The organism is Candidatus Methylomirabilota bacterium (genome assembly GCA_036005065.1).
In the GTDB taxonomy this organism is placed as follows: Bacteria; Methylomirabilota; Methylomirabilia; order Rokubacteriales; family DASRDR01; genus DASYQW01.
Map to the genome: position 1 here is coordinate 1 of DASYQW010000060.1, position 17,157 is coordinate 17,157.

The window sequence follows — 17,157 nt, forward strand, 5'->3', positions numbered from 1 at the left end:
GGTCGATCCAGCGGTCGTACCAGCAGGAGAGGTTCATCAGGAGCCACAGGTGACGGTTGACCTCGGGCCGGCCGCCGGCCGGCTGGCGGAGGAGCGCGTCGAGGGAACCGGCCTCGAACAGCTCGCGGGCCCGCGACCCGAGGATGCGCGCCCGGAAGGCCTCTCCGAGCCCGCCCCGGAGCCACTCGCCGACCGGCACGTTGAACCCCTGCTTGGGCCGGGCCAGCACCTCGGCCGGCAGCAGCGGGGCCAGCGCGCGCTTGAGGATCCCCTTGGGACCGCCCCGCACCTTGAGGTGGCTCGGCATCGCCATCGCGTACTCGACCAGCCGGTGATCCAGGTAGGGTTCCCGCGCCTCGACCGAGGCCGCCATGGTGAACTTGTCGGCCCGCATCAGCAACAATTCCGGCAGCCGGAGCTTCAACTCGAGATAGATCATCCGCTCGAGCAGGTCGCTCTCGGGCTTGGCCTCGGCGATGCGCCGATACCAGCGCGCGACCTCGTCGTGGGAGGAGAGCCCATCGAGCCGGCGGAGCACCGACGGGGCCAGCAGCCGGCGCTTCTCCCCCTCGGTGAAGACGACCGCCCCGCCCCAGAACGCCGCCTGCCCCCGCGCGGTGCGCTCCAGGAGCTCGAGCACCCCCGCCTTCCCCGCCGCGCGCAGCACCGGCGCCGCCACGGCATAGCCGACCCGGCGCAAGCCCGGGGGCAGGCCCCGGTAGGGAGCCACCAGCCGGGCCCGGCGGAGCGCCTCCAGATACCCGGGGTAGCCGGAGAAGAGCTCGTCGCTTCCCTCGCCCGTCTGGACCACGACGACGCCGTGCTCTCGCGCGAGCCGGGCCACGTAGTAGAGCGGGAAGCAGACCGGGTCACCGATCGGCTCGTCCTGGTAGTAGATGAGCCGCGGGATGAACTCGACGGCGTCCCGGGCGTCCACGGCGACCTCGTGATGGCGCGTCCCCAGGCGTGTGGCAACCGCCCGGGCGTGGGGGCGCTCGTCGTGCGGTCCCCCGTCCCGGAAGCCGACCGAGAACGTGTTGATCGGCGTCGGACTCGCCTCGTGCATCACGGCCGCGATGGCGCTCGAGTCCACGCCCCCGCTCAGGAACACCCCGAGGGGAACGTCGCTCATCATGCGATCCCGGATGGAGTCGGCCAGCAACGCCCGCAGGCCCGCCACCCATTCCGTCTCGCTCCGGGGCGGGCCCGGCGAGACGATGGCGTCCCAGTAGCGCTCGACGCGCGCGCCGTCGGCCCCACACCGCAGCCAGTGCCCGGCCGGGAGCTTCTCGATCCCGGCGAACAGCGTCCGCGGCGCCGGAGTCGTCATGAACGTGAGGTAGTGATACATGCCCTCCAGGTCCAGGCGGCGCCCGACCAGGGGATGGGCCAGCAGCGCCTTGATCTCGGAGGCGAACAGGAGCCGGCCGCCGACCTGCGTGTAGTAGAGCGGCTTGACGCCGACGCGGTCCCGAACCAGCCAGAGCTCGCCCCGTTCGCCGTCCCACAGCGCGAAGGCGAACATGCCCCGGAGGTCGTGGACGGCCTCACACCCCTTCTCCTCGTAGAGATGCAGGACGGTCTCGGTGTCGCTCCGGGTCTTGTAGCGGTGCCCGCGCTGCACGAGCTCGGCCCGCAGCGCGGCGTGGTTGTACACCTCGCCGTTGTACGTGATGAAGAGCGAGCCGTCCTCGTTCGTCATGGGCTGGTGCCCGGCCGCCACGTCCACGATGGCCAGCCGGCGGTTGCCGAGCCCGATCCGGCCGTCCGGCGAGAGATAGAAGCCCCGATCGTCCGGTCCCCGGTGGACGAGCGTTTCCGTCATGCGGTGGAGGGTCGCCTCGTCCACCGGCTCCGAGACCCCGAAGTGGAAGACCCCGGCGATGCCGCACACGGTCAGCGGCTCCCCGGCCCCAGGTCCCGCACGAGGATGCGCGCGATCCGCCGACCGGCCCGCCCGTCCCAGTAGGGCGGCAGCCGCCCGCGCTTACCCCGGCCGTCGAGGATCCGTTCCGTCTCCACGATGATCCGGTCGGGATCGGCCCCGACGACGACGTTGGTGCCGTGGCGCACGGTCACCGGCCGCTCCGTCGAGTCTCGCAGCGTCAGGCACGGCACCGAGAGGGCGGTCGTCTCCTCCTGGACCCCGCCGGAGTCCGTGAGGACGAGCCGCGCGTGCGCCATGAGCTTGAGGAAATCGAGGTACCCGAGCGGCTCCGTCCGGATCACGCGATCGAGCCGCGCGAGCTTTCCCTCGAGCCCGAGCCGCCCGAGCTGAGCGCGGGTCCGCGGGTGGACCGGAAACACCACGGGGAGGCGACGCTGGATCCACTCGAGCGCCGACAGGAGCACCCCGAAGCGTTCGTGCTCGTCCACGTTGGCGGGCCGGTGCAGCGTCAGGACCGCATACGCGGTCCGGCGGAGGCCGAGTCGCCAGAGGACGTTCGACCGATCGGCTCGGCGGCGGTGGGCCCGGAGGGTGTCGATCATGACGTTCCCGACGAGGTGCACCCGGGACGGCGGGATCCCTTCCCGCTCGAGGTTCCGCACGGCGTCGGCGGACGGCGCGAAGAGCCAGCGCGCCAGCCGGTCGGTGAGGACCCGGTTCAGTTCCTCGGGCATCGTGAAGTCGCGGCTCCGGAGCCCGGCCTCCACGTGAGCGACGGGGATCCCGAGCTTGGCGCCGACCAGGGCGCAGGCGAGCGTCGAGTTGACGTCCCCGACCACCATGACGAGAGCGGGCGGGTCCGCCGCCAGCACCCGCTCGAAGGCCAGCATGATCCTGGCCGTCTGCCGGGCCGGCGTATCCGAGCCGATCCCGAGGTGGACGGCCGGGGTGGGGAGCCCGAGCTCCTCGAAGAAGACGCCGGACATCCGGTCGTCGTAGTGCTGCCCGGTGTGAACCAGACGGCAGGCGACGGCTCGCTCGCGGCCGAATGCGCGCAGGAGGGCCCAGGCCTTCATGAGGTTCGGCCGGGCCCCGACCGCCAGGACGATCGTCGGCCGCGCGGCCGGCCGCCGGCTCACTGGGCTGCCCCCCGGCAAGCAGCGCGACCGTGACCGGCCGTGGGACCGGGCCGCGGCCCGAGCAGCTCAAGGACGCAGGCGCGAGCCGGCGCGAGGCGTATGCCGCATACGTTGAGCGCCGGCGAGGGCCGAGGACGCCGAGATGCGACGGGCCCCGGCCCGGGCCGCCTCATGGGCCGCTCGGCGCGCGCAGGAGCGGCGCAAACTCGACGAGGTAGGCGAGCGCCACGGCCAGGACGAAGCCGAAGAGCAGGCCGATCAGGAGGTTCAGCCAGACGACGGGACTCACCGGCCGCGTCGGGGTCACGGGCGCCACGGTGACCGCCGTGGGGTACGAGGTGGCCGGGCTTCGAAGCTCGCGGAGATCGCGGAGGCGCTCTTTCAGCGCGAGGAGCTGGGACTCGGCGTCGGCCAGCCGGACCTGGAAGAGCGTCTGGGCCGCGACCTCCCGGTCCCCGCGCCGGTCGGCCAGGGCCTTCGAGAGCTCGCCCACGAACCGCTGCGTCTCCTCGATCTGCCGCTCGAGATCCTTCTCGAACTGCTCGTGGATCGAGAGCGCCGATTCGTACCGCTCGCGGTGGCTCGCCACGATGGCGTCGGCCAGCGCCGTCGCCGCCCGGACCGCCAGGCCCGGCTCGGGGGCGCGCGCGGTCACCCCGATGAGCTCGCTCCGCGCGGTCGCCGAGACCCGGATCGCCCCGGGGTCGGCGATCCCCGCCCGGGCGAGGGTGGCGGCCAGGAAGGCCGGGCTCTGGAGCGTGGCCGTGACGATGTCGCGCTCGACGAGGGGCGTGGAGACGACGCCGCGCTCGGACTTGCGGCCCAGGCGGCCGATGAGCAGGGCCAGCTCGGCCTCGTACGTCCTGGGCATGAGCAGGGTGACCACGGCCGCCGCCGCCACGGCCGCGCCCCACACGGCGAGGATGAGGCCACGCCGCCGCCACAGGAGGCGGAGCAAGCTTTCGACTTCCGAGGGTGTCTCGGTCGTCATGGCGGAGGTCACGGGCGGAGCGGGACGAGCCGGGTCTTCGGGATTCCCCGGCGCTCGAGCTCGGCGAGGATGCGGGCCGGCGGATCCAGGGTCGCCACGATCAGGTAGTCGTAGTCGCCGTCGGCCAGGTCCCCCACGGCCCGGACGGGGTGACCCAGGAACCGACCTCCGCCCTCGCCGTCGAGGATCGCGGCCGGCTCGATCCCGAGCTCCTTCACCGTGAGGTAGGCCAGCTCGGCCGCCTCGCCCGTGCCGTAGAGCGCGATCCGCGACGTCCCGTTCCCGAGACGGAGGCGGAGCGCCTCGCGGAGGGCCTGTCGGCCCTGCCGGTAGAGCTCGCGGGAATAGCGGAGGTACTCGTAGGTGAGCCGCGTCTTCTCGGCGAGCCCGCGGGGCGTCACGAGGTAGAGGAGCCGGTGGGGTGGGATCGTGGTGACCTTGATGCAGCCCTTGCGGGTGAGACGCTTGAGGTAGAGGTTCGTGAGGCCGAGGGCGATGCCGAGTCGCTGGGCGAGGGCCCGCTGGGTCACGGGGCGCCCCTCGGCGAGGGTCGCCAGGATCTCCAGCTCGCGGCGGGCGGGGGCGTCCACGGCGTTCAATCCTTGAACGCCACGGCCTCGCGTGTCAACCAAAAACCGAGGGGCGGAGCCCGGCCGAGCGCACCCGGGCGGCCGCGCGGTCGTGGTAAGGTACGGCCCGGCGTCGGCGCCAGGCACGGCCATGACCCGCTGAATGCGACACAGAGCGTGCGACCAGGACCGCGTGACGGGGTGACCCGGATCATCCAGGCCATCCTGCTGACCGCGCTCGTCGCGGCCGGGGCGGGCGGGTGTGGCCGGGAGGCCGGGACGACGCCGGGTGGCCGCGCGCCGCTGATCGGCGCCTACTACTACGTCTGGTACGACCAGGCGGAGTGGGACCTCGGCTATCTGGGGCGCGAGCTCCAACCACCGGTCACCCCGCTGCTCGGCGAATACGCCTCGGCGGATCCGCGGACGGCTGCTCAGCACATCCGCTGGGCGGGAGACTACGGCATCGACTTTTTCGCCGTGAGCTGGCCCGGCCGGGCGAGTCGCCAGGACCGCTACCTGCGAGCGGGGCTCCTGGCCGCCCCGAACCTCGACGACATCCGCTTCGCGATCTTCTACGAGTCCCTGCTGGCGCTGGGCACCCCCAAGGGGGAAATCCGCCTCGACGATGTGGCCATCGAGCGCCTCCGGGCCGACGTCGAGTACCTCGGGCGCGAGTACCTGGCCCATCCGCGCTACTTGCGGATCGGGGGCCGGCCGGCGCTATTCCTGTACGTGACGCGCGTCCTCACCGGACGGCATCGGGAGGCCATCGCCGTCATCCGCCGGACCCTCGCCCGCCAGGGCCACGCCGTGTACCTGATCGGGGACGAGGTCTTCTGGCAGATCCCGTCGCGTGACCGGATCCGGCTCTTCGATGCCATCACCGCCTACAACATGTACGACTGGCCGCGGACCGAGCAAGGCGGGTACGCGGCCGGCTCGGCCTTCCTGGGCGCGGTGCAGGAACAGTACGAGCGCTTCCGCCGCGTGGCGGGAGACGGGCACGTGGCCTTCGTCCCGTCCGTCATCCCCGGCTACAACGACCGCGGCGTGCGTCCTCGTGAGGATCACTACGTGATCCCCCGTCTCCTGAGCCCGGACGCCGACGAGGGAAGCCTGTTCGCGCGATCCCTCCAGGAGCTCGGCCTCGCCTTGCTGGACGATCGGAACCCGCTCCTCATGATCACGAGCTTCAACGAGTGGCACGAGTGGAGTCAGATCGAGCCGGCTCGGCCCGGGCCTCCGACGACGCGGGATCCGAGCTACACGCTGGACTTTCCCCATCGTGGGTACGGCCTCCGGTACCTCGAGGTGCTGCGCGACGCCGTGGTGGCGGTCTCCGGTCGGCTCGTCCGGGGGCCGGGGAAAGACCCCGTCCGCGGCGCCGAGGTCCGCGCCGTGCGGGGCGGAGTGGTGACCGCGACCGTGCGGACCGACTCGACCGGCGCCTTCCGCTTCGCCCGCCGCGCGCTCCCGCCGGATCGATACGAGCTCGTCGCCGACCGCGGGCGAGCCCGGCTGACGGTCGATGTGGGGGCGAGCTGGACCGGGCCGGTCGAGCTGGTCGCGGAGTGACCCGGTGGATGGCTTCTCGGCGTGAGCCGGTGCGGACGGACCGCCCGCGCGGTGCAGCGAGAAGCGCTCCGAGCGGCGGCTTCGCCGCCGCCACGACGGGGGGGCATCGGGGGGGTCTTCCGAGACCCCCCCGAGTAATGATCTAGGAGGTCTCGGGCTCGGCGACGATCTCCTGGTCGGGCTCGACCTCGCTCGGCGTCTCCTCCGTGCGCTGACGGAGGAGCTCCTGGGCGAAGGCCCGGATCTTGGGGTCCTCGTCCTGCAGGGCGAGCTGAATCGCCTCGGCGGCCCGGGGCGTCGAGCTTTCCCAGAGGGTGTGGATGGCCAGATGGCGCACCGACGCCGCCGGGTCGCGCAGCGCGCCCATGACCACGTCCTCGGCGCCGGGCCATTCCGTGAGAAACGCTCCGAGGAGGCCGACGACGACCGACCGCACGTCGGCATCCGGATCGGTGATGTGCTGCATCAGCGCCTGGCGCGCGCGCTCGTCGGCGGCGTGGAGCGTCAGCGCCTCGAGGGCCGCCGTGCGCATCCGCGGGTCCCGGTGGGCGGTGAGCGCCAGGATCTGCTCGATGGGTCCGTCGGGGTCGAAGAGCTCCGCGCCGTCGGGCAGCATCGGGGCGGACTCCTCGTCCCCTTCGGCCGTGGGGAGGCCGGCGGGCAGGTCCGGAGCGCTCGCCTGAGGCTCCTCGGCGCTTCTGGCACCGGCCCCGCGGATCGCCGAGCCCAGCAGGATGACCCGTCGCAGCCGATCCGGGCCGCCCTCGGCGGGCCGCCCGTAGACCAGGACGAAGTTCTCTCCACGCAGGAGCTGCTCGAGGGCCCGGTCGAGAGGCAGGCGCTTGAACTGGACCGACACCGTGCGGCCGACCGGTGTCACCTCGCTGACCTCGAACCCGGCCCGCCGGGCGAGCTCGGCGAGCACGGCCCGGAGCGGGGCGCCAGCGGCGGTGATGGAGACGAGGTGATCCCCGCGGGCCTCGGCCGCGACGGACACGGAAACCCCGCGCGGCGGCGGCGGGGCCGCCTCCGCACCCGGCGCCGGTCCGAAGGCGAGCGCCGCCCCCAGGACCGCCCAGGAGACCGTGGGGAAACGACGGCGACGCCGGATCACATCTTCAGGGTACCACGGGGCGCCGGCCGGGCATGACGATCCCGGCCGGCGCCCCGGGCGCCGGCGCGGCCGAGGGCCGCGGGCTTACGGTCCGACCATCTTGACGTTGCGGGTGGCCCACCCGCAGGTGGGCAGGCCGGCGATCCTCGTCGCCCGCTCCGAGGAGGCCCAGAAGCTCGTGAGATCCACGGGATCGGTCTGCACGCCGGGGTACTCGCCGGTCTTGAAGCTGTTCGCGGCCGGCGTGTACGCGCAGGTGCCTGGCGGCGTGACGGGCAGCTCAGGAGGCAGGAACGCCGGGAATCCGAAGCTCTTGATCCGCGCCTCGGACTGCAGGAACTGGGTGGCGCTGCTGGCGTGGTAGACGACCGCCGACGTCCCAAGTCGATTCACGGCGACCCCCGGCTTGTAAACGAATTCCCCGGGGCTGGCGCCGCCGAACACCGTCTGCCCGCTGATCGCCGCGCCGCCGGCGGAGGGAGCGAACCGGATCCACCGGATACACGACCGGGTGGCGAAGCACTTGGTGGCGTGGACGACCTCGATGAATCGGCTGAAGCCCGCCGCCCCGCTGACGCGGGCATCGCCGGCGTCGAGCTTGATCAACGTCCCCGGCTGGGGCGAGCTGTCCGGGGCCTCGTAGACGAAGTTTCCGTTCACGAGGAAGGGCCCCTGGAGCCCGATCGGCGCCAGGTTCACGACGCGCCAGATCAGGTAGCGCTGGCTCGGCCCGAAGGACGAGCCCACGGTGTTGACGAGGTAGGCGGGATTCGCCCCGCCCAACGAGGGGGCCGGGGTCAGGTGGAGCACCGGCTGGATGGCGAAGATGGTGGGGCTATTCAGCGCCGGCGTCGGCTGGAAGAAGGCCACCGGGGGCAGTGGCGGGCACGCCTGGGCGTTGTTGGCGAGCGCGAACTTGCTCATGGCCCGGATGGTGGCGAAGGTGAAGAAGTTCTTGTTGGTGTAGCGGACCTGGTTCGTCGTGATGACGAGCTTGTCCGCTCCCAGGCCGAAGCCGAAGAACTCCGGGAAGCTCGCGTTCACGGTGCCGGGGTTCCGCGTGCCATCGATCCGATACCGACACCAGGCCGGCCCCAGGTTGAGGGGATCGACGGTGCGGGAGACCGCCAGCCAGATGGTCGACCGTCGAGCGCTCACCTTCGTCTGCACGGCCAGCACGTAGCAGCGCCGGAGCAGGGCGGGGGCGTTCGCGTCGCAGTAGACCTTGGGGAAGTCGAAGTCGCCGGAGGCGTCCGAGGTGCCGAAGAAGGCCGTGAGCGGGACCTGGGCGAGCAGGCCTCCCGCGGTCGTGCGCAGCTGGATTGCCGTGTTGGCGGCGTGGAGAACCCGCGCGATCGCCTTGCCGATCTGCGCGCTGGCCTGGTATCCGAAGCCGGCGCTCACCTCGTTGAGCCCGCCGAAGACGGTGACGATGGCCGGGACCTGAGGCGCCACCGCATCGTCGGATTCCGCGGCGAAGACCGGAGCGGCGACCGCCGTGGCCATCGCGATCAGTCCGAGGAGAAGAGTCCGCACTGCGAACCCGCCACGCGCTCTGGACCACTGCCTCATGCGTTCTTCCTCCAGATAGAGCGAGGGTCGAATGTAGACCGACGCTGAGCGATTCGTTCTCGTTGGACTCCGGGAGCAGCGACGCCCTCCCCCCGTCGGCACCCTCCCCTACCCGAGCGCGTCCAGTGCCCGAGCCACCTCCTTGTGAGCCGCCCGGTTGCCCGGCGCGGGTTAGACGTGCGAGAGCGACCGAGCTCGACGACGGGGCCCCCGGCCGTCACGGTGCGGCCGGATGGGCAGTCCAGCATCGAGACCATTTTCGCACAACGACGCGCCCGGGGGAATACCCCTCAAGGGCCTTCCCTTAGAGACCTTTCCAGTGCGGCGGGCTCACGAGCACCCCGAGCCGGCGCGGATCGGGCGCGTCGCCCAGCTCGGCGGGGACGAAGCTGTAGCCGACGCGGATCTGTAAGATGACGCCGCTGCCGAGGGGCTTGGTCACCGGGAGGTCGAGGGCCTTCCACGCGGTCGGCGAGTCGAGGACGACCCGGCCGGCCGGGAGCCCGTCGAGCAGGACGGACACCTCCTGGGGACGCCCCGACACCTGCGGGCTCGGGCACGCGAAGTCGAGATGGAGCGCCCTCCCCTCGACGCGCAGGCTGGCGACGGCCCCGCCCGACGTCCACCGCGCCCGGGCCTCGAAGACCTCCGGGGCGTACTCCCAGCCGTGGAAGCCCCACTCGTAGCCGACGGGGACCGGGCGCGCCGCCACGGTGTGGACCCGAAACCCGAGCGCCACCAGGAGAGCCGCGGCGCCCACGGCCAGCCAGCGCCGCGGCAGCCGCGGGGGCCGGACGGCCGGCAGGGCCAGGGAGACCACCAGGCCGAGCGTGATCCAGAAGTACACCTGCATCGACCGCAGGAGGAAGGTGTACTGGAGCCAGCCGTACACCAGCCAGACGCCGAGGGACACCAGCAGGAAGAGGACGGCGGGCCGCGCCGCGCCGAGCGCCCGGCTCCGGGTGACGATCGGACCCAGGCTCACGGCGACGAGCCCGAGAAAGCTCGCCAGACCGAGGGCGCCCTGCTCGGCGAGGAACTGGGCGTAGAGGTTGTGGGCGGACCAGGAGCCGAAGCGGAGCTGCGGGTACGCGGAGTAGAGGTCGAAGAAGCGCGCGAACCGGCCGCTCCCGACCCCGAGCAGCGGGTAGTCCCGGACCATCCGGCCGGCGACCTCGAGGAGGTGCAGCCGGACGTAGTCCCCGCCGGTCCAGAGAATCTTCTCGAGCGCGCGATGCCCGACCGGTGTGAATCCGAGCAGAGTCGCCATCCCGATCGAGACGGCCACGACCGTCGCCGCCAGTCGGGTCGAGAGCCGGGTGGACCAGCGGGGGTCCAGGTGCAGAGCGACCAGCAGCAGCAAGGCCAGCTCGAGGAGAAAGACCAGGTAGGCCGCCCGCTGGTAGACGACCAGGAGCGCGTACACCGACAGGAGCAGCGCCGTCAGGGCGAGGCCCCTGACCCAGCGCGGGCCGGGCTCGGTGAGGAGGAGGCCCGCCAGGGGGAGGTAGGCGATCGCGTACTGCGCGAAGTAGGACGGGTTGAACCCGAGCCCGGAGAATCCGCCGGCGAACTCGCCGCCCAGCCAGACGGTCAGCACGTGCCGCTCCGGGGCGAGCGGGAACCAGTAGGTGGCGAGCCCGGCGACCGTCACGGCCACGTAGAGGAGCGTGCCGGCCACGGCCAGGCGACGGACCCGTTCCGGGGTCCACCGCTCGTTCACCACCAGGACGTAGAGGGCGGCGCCGCTGGCGACGTTCAGGACCGTCCGGACCCAGAACAAGCTCGACTCGGGCAGGCTCCGGCGGACGCCTTCGAGGATCTGCCGCCACGACGAGACCTCGATCTCCAGCCACGCCTCCTTCAGGTCGAGCGGAAGCGAGATCAGCGCGGAGAGGACGACGAGGACGACGAGCGGGGCATGGGGAAACCTCAGCGGACCGCGGCGCCCGAGGTGCCAGGCGAGGCCCGCCAGGAGGGTCAGGGAGATCGCGATCTCGAGGAGGAAGAAGTAGGGGCGCTGGTCTTCCCCGTTGGCGAGAGGAGGGAGGAGGAAGAGCAGGAGCAGCCCGTTGGCCGGCGCCAGCCCCACGCAGCACAGGACCAGCGCCACGAAGGCGGCGGCCGCCAGCGCCTCCACCCGAGCGGCCGGGACCCCGGCCGCGAAGAGCGCGGCGGCGAGCGCCGCGATGAGGCCGAGCGAGCCGACCAGGCCGACCGGGTCAAGGACGAGAGGACGCGAGAGCCCGCCCTCCGCCGGCGTGCTTCGTGTATTGAACGGCCTCCTGGAGGGTCCAGAAGACCAGAGCCCCCCCCAGGGCCCCCTTGGCCTTCGTCAGGAACTCGTCCACGTAGTCGGTGGACACCATGCTCTTGACGTGGCCGATGGCCATCACCGGAAGCACGCGGCCCGGGTCGCGGTCGGCCACGCGCTCCGCGAGGCGCACGAGCATGGCGGCGGCCACGCTCGGCATCACCGCGTCGTAGTCCAGCATGAGGGAGGACCGGCGCACCATCTTCTCCAGGATGGACCCGAGCCGGCGCCCGGCGGCCGCGCGCTGGGCCGGAGCCTGGTCGACCGGATACCAGGCGTCCGCCCGCCGGAGGTAGCGCCGGTGCCGCGCATGCTCCGCCGGGCTCAGCCCCGTCCGGCGCTCGGCCACCCCGAAGAGGCTCCGGGCGCCCGCGAGGTCCCACCCCAGGCCGAGCCGAGCCCGCACCTTGCGCAGCACCGGCGACTCGGTGAACGGCTCGGAGTAGATGGGAATCTCGAGGAGGCCGGGCCCCGGGGGCGCCGGGCGGGTCAGGTCGCTCCCGGAGACGAACCAGGGCTCGTAGTGGGAGGGCGCGGCCCGGAAGTCGTACGAGCCGAGGCTCCCCCGGTAATGGCGTCCCTTGCAGACCGAGGTATCGCATTCGATCCCGGCGCGGATCAGACTCCGGATCACCGCCGTGGACGGCTCCATCAGGAACCCGCCGGCCCGGAAGGCGAGGCAGCGGTAGGCCGGGCGGATGTCCTGGAGCAATTCCTCCAGGTACCGGCGGCCCCGCTCGAGCAGCGCCGCCTGCTCGGCCGGCGGGAGTCCCCCGAGGGCGTAGCGGCTGTAATCGACATGCCAGCCGGCCTCGTAGCGGGCCTCCGTCCACTGCGGGTGGAGATGAAGCTGGACGTCGTGCCCGCGGTGGACGGCTTCCTGGGCTTGCTTCTCCCACGCCTCCGCCACCTCGCGGGCCCAGGGGTGTCGATCACCGATGCGCTGATGAGCCCACTGCTGGCCCACCTCCGCCATCAGCGTGAGCTTCGCCCCGTGGCGCTCGCACGTCTCCATCAGCGCGGCCATCGGGCCGTGCTGGACCTCGAAGAAGTCGCCGCTGCCGTCCCCGTACAGCTCCCAGTCGTTGCTCAGGATGAGGCCGAGCTTCACGGCGGCCGGCGGGTCACGCCCGCTCGTACCCGGGGAGCCTGGAGGCGTCCTCGCCCTTGCCCACCACGACGTCCTCCAGGACCAGGTAATCGAGCCCGGTGCTGAAAAAGCATCGGATCGCGTCGACCGGCGCGTTGACGATGGGCTCTCCCTTGACGTTGAACGAGGTGTTCAGGACGACCGGGACGCCGGTCAGCGCCTCGAAGGCCTTGATGACCCGCCAGTACCGGAGATTGGCGTGCTCGGAAACGGCCTGGGGACGGGCCGACCCGTCGACGTGGGTCACCGCCGGGATGGGGGGGGCGCCCTTCTTCACCCGCGCGGAAAAGGTCATGAACGGGCTCGGCGGGCATCCTTCGAAGAACTCGGAGAACCGCTCGGCCAGGACCGACGGGGCGAAGGGGCGGAACTCTTCCCGGAACTTGATCTTCCGGTTCACGATGTCCTTCATCGCCGGCTGCCGGGGGTCGGCCAGGATGCTCCGGTTGCCCAGCGCCCGCGGGCCGAATTCGGCCCGCCCCTGGAACCACCCGACGACCTTGCCCTCGCCGAGCAGGCGGGCCGTGGTGGCCACCACGTCCCGCGGCCTGACGTGGGGGATGTGGTAGCTGCGGAGCTCCGTCTCGATCTGGGCGGTCGAGAAGGCCTGCCCCCAGGCGGCGTGGCGCATGACGAAGCGGTCCTTCATCGCGTCGGCCCGGTGGGCGGTCAGCAGGGCGGCCCCCAGCGACAGCCCGCCGTCGTAGGAGGCGGGGCCGACGAACACGTCGTCGTACCCCGCCTGCTCGTAGATGTGGTGGTTCATGATGATGTTCTGGGCGACGCCTCCCGTCAGGCAGAGATTCCGCAACCGGGGATGGGCCGCGCGCAAGGCCGCGGCCGCGGCGACGCCGATCTCGTTGACGCGGCACTGGAGGCTGGCCGCCACGTCCTGGTGCCGCCGCTCGATCGGCTCGCTCGGCCGGCGCGGCGGCCCCAGCCGCTCGGCCAGCCGCATCGAGTAGCGATCGGCCATGTGGCGGTTGTAGATGTGGTAGTTCATGTAGCCCTGATCCACCGTGACCTTCCACCCGTCGACCCGCAGCATCGCCCGGAAGACGTCCAGATAGGTCGGCGAGCCATAGGGGGCGAGCCCCATGACCTTGTACTCGTCGCCGATGTCGGCGAAGCCGAGGTACTGGGTGACGGCCTGGTAGACCTGGCCGATGGAGTCGGGGAAGTAACACTTGTCGAGCACCCGGATCTGCGGGCCCTCGCCGAGGGCGTAGAGGATGCACGGCCATTCGCCCCGCCCGTCCCACGAGATGATGAGGGCGTCCTCGTGGGGTGACGCGAGATACGCGGAGGCGGCGTGGCAGAGGTGGTGCTCGTACATCTCGATCCGGCACCGCTCGGCCAGCGGGAGGTCGTTCGCGCGGAACTCGCCGCGCAGCTTCGCCTCGAACGAGTGAGCCAGGAGCAGCTCGTACCCGATGTTCCGGGGGAGGAACGACTTCGCCTTGCGGAAGTTCTTCACCCCGTACCAGGCCCGCCGGAGGAAGCCGTTGAACAGCCGGTACGGCAGGGCGACCACGTCGACGTCGCGGGACGACAGCCCGGCCGCGTCGAGCACGCACCGGACCGAGTGCCGCGGGAAGGCGAAGTCGTGCTTTCGCCGGGTGAACCGCTCTTCTTCGGCGATGGCGACGACCTGCCCGTCCACGATCATGGTCGCGCTCGAGTCGTGGCTCGAGTAGGTGATGCCCAGGATGTTCATGGACGAATCAGTCTCCTCGAATAGGCTACCGCGGACACACCGGGCCGGCCGAACAATCTTAGGGGACGCCCTCCCGGGCAGCAAGCGCAATTCGCGCCCGGGCCCGCATTCCGGATGTCGGCCCGCGCCCGGCGTGATATCGTTTCTCTGGGAAGGATGCCATGATTGCCGTCCGGCCGCCCCGAGCGCGCTGATGGGTGAGCCCGCGGTAGACGTGCAGGCCGTCTCCAAGGCCTACCGGATCTACGGGCACCCGCGCCACCGGCTCCTCGAAGCGCTCTGGCGCGGGCGCCGCACGTACCACCAGGACTTCTGGGCTCTCCGCGACCTGACCTTTCGGGTCGAGCCCGGCGCCACCTTCGGCATCATCGGGATGAACGGCTCGGGGAAGAGCACCCTGCTCCAGATCGTCGCCGGAATCGTTCAGCCCACGCTGGGCCGGGTCACGGTCCGGGGCCGGGTGGCCTCGCTCCTCGAGCTCGGGGCCGGGTTCAACCACGAGTTCACGGGGCGCGAGAACGTGGTGATGCACGGGGCCATCATGGGGTTCACGCGCGAAGCGATGCTGGCGCGGCTGCCGGCCATCGAGGCCTTCGCCGAGATCGGCGAGTTCATCGACCAGCCCGTCCTGACCTACTCGAGCGGGATGTTCGTCCGCCTGGCCTTCGCCGCGGCGATCCACGTGGACCCCGACGTCCTCCTGGTCGACGAGGCCCTGGCCGTCGGCGACGCGATCTTCCAGCACCGCTGCATCCGGCGGATCAAGGAGTTTCAGGCCGAGGGGAAGACGATCCTGTTCGTGAGCCACGACATCGGCATGGTCAAGTCGATCTGCTCGGCCGCCCTCTTCCTCCACGCGGGCGAGGCGCGGGCCGTCGGGGACCCGGGTGAGGTGGCGAGCCTCTACCACGCCCACATCGCCAACCTCGAGGCCCGGCGGGCCGAGTCCGAGCCCGTCCGGGACGACGTGCCGGTGCGGACCGGGTCGGTCGTGTTCCGTCCCGATCCGACGTTCGACCAGCGGGCGGGCCTGTTCCGTCACGGCACCGGGGCGGCCCGCATCCGCAACGTCGAGATCCTGGACCGCCGCCAGCAGCCGCTTCCGGCCGCCGAGTTCGACCAGGAGGTCGTCCTGCGGGTCCACCTCGAGTTCTATCAGGCTGTCGACTTCTGCATCCTGGGCTACTACTTCCGTGACAAGACGGGCACCGACGTCATCGGCACCAACACCTACGAGGAGAACGCTTCGATCCCCGCCCGGAAGGCGGGGGACACCCTCGTGGTGGACTTCCGCCAGCGGCTTCCTCTGATGCCGGGGACGTACAGCGTGACGGCGGCCCTGGCCTACAGTCGCTACTCCCCGACCTACTTCGACTGGATCGACAACGCGCTCGTCCTCGAGGTGCTGCCGCCGGCCGGCGGGAAGATGATCCATTCCAAGGTCTGGCTGCCCATCGAGATCGACGTCCACTCCTGATCCATGGCCCACCGATACGATTACCAGATCGACCTCACGCGGGACAACGCGCACGCCCGGGTGATCCGCCTGGTGGGGGAACACAAGCGGGTGCTCGAGGTCGGCTGCGCCACCGGCTACATGTCCCGGGTCCTGGTCGAGCAGTTCGGCTGTACCGTGACCGGGATCGAGCGCGAGCCAGAGGCCGCCGAGGAGGCCCGGAAGGCCTGCAGCCGGGTCATCGTCGGCGACCTGGAGGCCCTGGACTACGCGGCCGAGCTCGGCGAGGAACGCTTCGACGTGATCGTCTGCGCCGACGTCCTGGAGCACCTCCGGGAGCCGGCCCGCGTGCTGGCCACGCTCGGCGGCTTCCTGGCGCCGGGCGGGCACCTGGTGGCCTCCATCCCGAACATCACGCACGTGGCCGTGATCGCCGAGCTCCTCGAGGGCCGGTTTCCCTACGGCGCGCTCGGCCTCCTCGACGAGACGCACGTTCGCTTCTTCACGCGCGACAGCATCTACGACACCTTCGAGCGGGCCGGCTTCGTCGTCTCGCATCTCGAGCGCCTCCGCCTCGAGCCGGAGGCCACCGAGTTCAAGACGGATCTGTCCCGGTTCCCGGATCCGCTGGTCAGCTTGCTCCGAGCCCACGACGAGAGCACGACCTATCAGTTCGTCCTGACCGCCCACCCGGCTCCCGGCGGGCGCCGGGTCGACACGCTCCGGCTCACCCTGGCCGACACCGGTCTCCGGGCGACGGGCGGAGCGCCGGGCGACCGCGACGTCGCCATCGCGTGGCCGGCGCGCCCGGAGGGCCTGGACGAGCCGGCCGGCGTCTGGCGGGAGCGGCTCGCGGCCGTGCTGGAGGCCATCCTCGGCCGGATGACGTTTCTCGACGCCGACCGGGACCGGCGGATCCGGGAGCTCGAGACGCTCCGGGCGGAGGTGGCCGAGCTGCGGCGCACCATCGCGGCCCACGAGGGGCACGTCCGGCACCTGCAGGCCGAGGCCGACCGCCGCCAGGGCCACGAAGATCACATCCGCCACCTGGAGGCCGAGATCGTGCGGCGCGAGACGCGCTACCGGGACGAGATCGCCCAGGAGCTCGCGCGACGCCAGACGCTCTACGAGGAAGAGCTCCTGCGGCGGGAGGCCCAGTACGACGCCGTGATCGACGAGGAGATCGCCCGGCGGCGCGTGCTCGAGCATGACGTCGCCCAGCTCGACGCCCATCTGGCGGACATCAAGGCCGGCCTCGGCTGGAAGCTGCTCGAGCGATTCCACCGCCTGCGCGTCCGGGCGGTGCCGGCCGGCTCCCGGCGGGAGCGCCTCTACCGGCGCCTGCTCAGCCTGGCCCGCCGCTAGTCCCTTCGGAGGGGGCCTCCGCGGCCCCCTCCGAGACCTCCCCCAGGACAGGTTGCGCCGGCAAAGCCGGCGCTCGGAGCGGGAACAGCAACCGTCGGCGGTCTGGCGTTCGCGTAGCGCTTGTTAACCCGACAGGCTCCTAGGTCATGGGAGGGGGCCTCGACGGCCCCCTCCCAAACCTCCCCCCGGAGGGGTTGCGGCGGCGAAGCCGCCGCTCGGACCGCTGCTCCAAGCGGCGCCCGCTCGGGCCAAGCGGCCGGGTTACTCGTCGCCCCGCAGATGGTGGAAGAGCCGTTCCCGCCGG

12 protein-coding genes are annotated in these 17,157 nt (G+C 71.7%); 3 read left to right on the plus strand and 9 right to left on the minus strand.

What is annotated here, in order from left to right; translation table 11 throughout:
• The 4 genes from asnB to VGW35_04180 all read right to left on the minus strand — a co-directional run.
• The coding region (gene asnB, locus VGW35_04165; GenBank protein ID HEV8306838.1) for an asparagine synthase (glutamine-hydrolyzing) at positions 1-1,894 on the minus strand (1,894 nt) is incomplete at its 3' end.
• 2 nt (positions 1,895-1,896) lie between these two features.
• Positions 1,897-3,027 (minus strand): UDP-N-acetylglucosamine 2-epimerase (non-hydrolyzing), encoded by a 1,131-nt coding sequence (gene wecB, locus VGW35_04170; protein HEV8306839.1) that lies wholly within the window; start codon positions 3,025-3,027, stop codon positions 1,897-1,899.
• A 169-nt stretch (positions 3,028-3,196) separates the two neighbouring features.
• Positions 3,197-4,018 carry a Wzz/FepE/Etk N-terminal domain-containing protein gene (locus VGW35_04175; protein HEV8306840.1) on the minus strand — a complete coding sequence of 274 codons (822 nt, stop codon included), beginning with the start codon at positions 4,016-4,018 and terminating at the stop codon, positions 3,197-3,199.
• 8 nt (positions 4,019-4,026) lie between these two features.
• A complete protein-coding gene (locus VGW35_04180) occupies positions 4,027-4,608 on the minus strand; it encodes a winged helix-turn-helix transcriptional regulator (GenBank protein ID HEV8306841.1) in 582 nt (193 codons plus the stop codon).
• A gap of 156 nt (positions 4,609-4,764) precedes the next feature.
• Here VGW35_04180 and VGW35_04185 point away from each other — a divergent pair, with 156 nt between their 5' ends.
• Positions 4,765-6,165 (plus strand): hypothetical protein, encoded by a 1,401-nt coding sequence (locus VGW35_04185; GenBank protein ID HEV8306842.1) that lies wholly within the window; start codon positions 4,765-4,767, stop codon positions 6,163-6,165.
• A gap of 142 nt (positions 6,166-6,307) precedes the next feature.
• Here the strand turns inward: VGW35_04185 and VGW35_04190 are convergent, their stop codons facing one another.
• The 5 genes from VGW35_04190 to VGW35_04210 form a co-directional block, all read right to left on the minus strand.
• On the minus strand, positions 6,308-7,162 hold the full coding sequence (locus VGW35_04190; protein HEV8306843.1) for a hypothetical protein: 855 nt from the start codon (positions 7,160-7,162) through the stop codon (positions 6,308-6,310).
• Between the two features lie 201 nt (positions 7,163-7,363).
• Positions 7,364-8,851 (minus strand): hypothetical protein, encoded by a 1,488-nt coding sequence (locus VGW35_04195; GenBank protein ID HEV8306844.1) that lies wholly within the window; start codon positions 8,849-8,851, stop codon positions 7,364-7,366.
• 304 nt (positions 8,852-9,155) lie between these two features.
• On the minus strand, positions 9,156-10,991 hold the full coding sequence (locus VGW35_04200; protein HEV8306845.1) for an O-antigen ligase family protein: 1,836 nt from the start codon (positions 10,989-10,991) through the stop codon (positions 9,156-9,158).
• An 82-nt stretch (positions 10,992-11,073) separates the two neighbouring features.
• Complete coding sequence (locus VGW35_04205) at positions 11,074-12,276, minus strand: hypothetical protein (GenBank protein ID HEV8306846.1); 1,203 nt, start codon at positions 12,274-12,276, stop codon at positions 11,074-11,076.
• Positions 12,277-12,289: 13 nt separating this feature from the next.
• The gene (locus VGW35_04210; GenBank protein HEV8306847.1) at positions 12,290-14,032 is read right to left on the minus strand and encodes a carbamoyltransferase C-terminal domain-containing protein; all 1,743 of its coding nucleotides are present in this window, start codon (positions 14,030-14,032) and stop codon (positions 12,290-12,292) included.
• Between the two features lie 193 nt (positions 14,033-14,225).
• On the opposite strand from VGW35_04210, the gene VGW35_04215 reads away from it, so the two are divergent.
• Positions 14,226-15,509, plus strand: coding sequence for an ABC transporter ATP-binding protein (locus tag VGW35_04215; protein ID HEV8306848.1), 1,284 nt, complete (start codon positions 14,226-14,228; stop codon positions 15,507-15,509).
• 3 nt (positions 15,510-15,512) lie between these two features.
• Positions 15,513-16,853 (plus strand): methyltransferase domain-containing protein, encoded by a 1,341-nt coding sequence (locus VGW35_04220; GenBank protein ID HEV8306849.1) that lies wholly within the window; start codon positions 15,513-15,515, stop codon positions 16,851-16,853.
• The last annotated feature ends 304 nt before the right edge of the window (positions 16,854-17,157 follow it).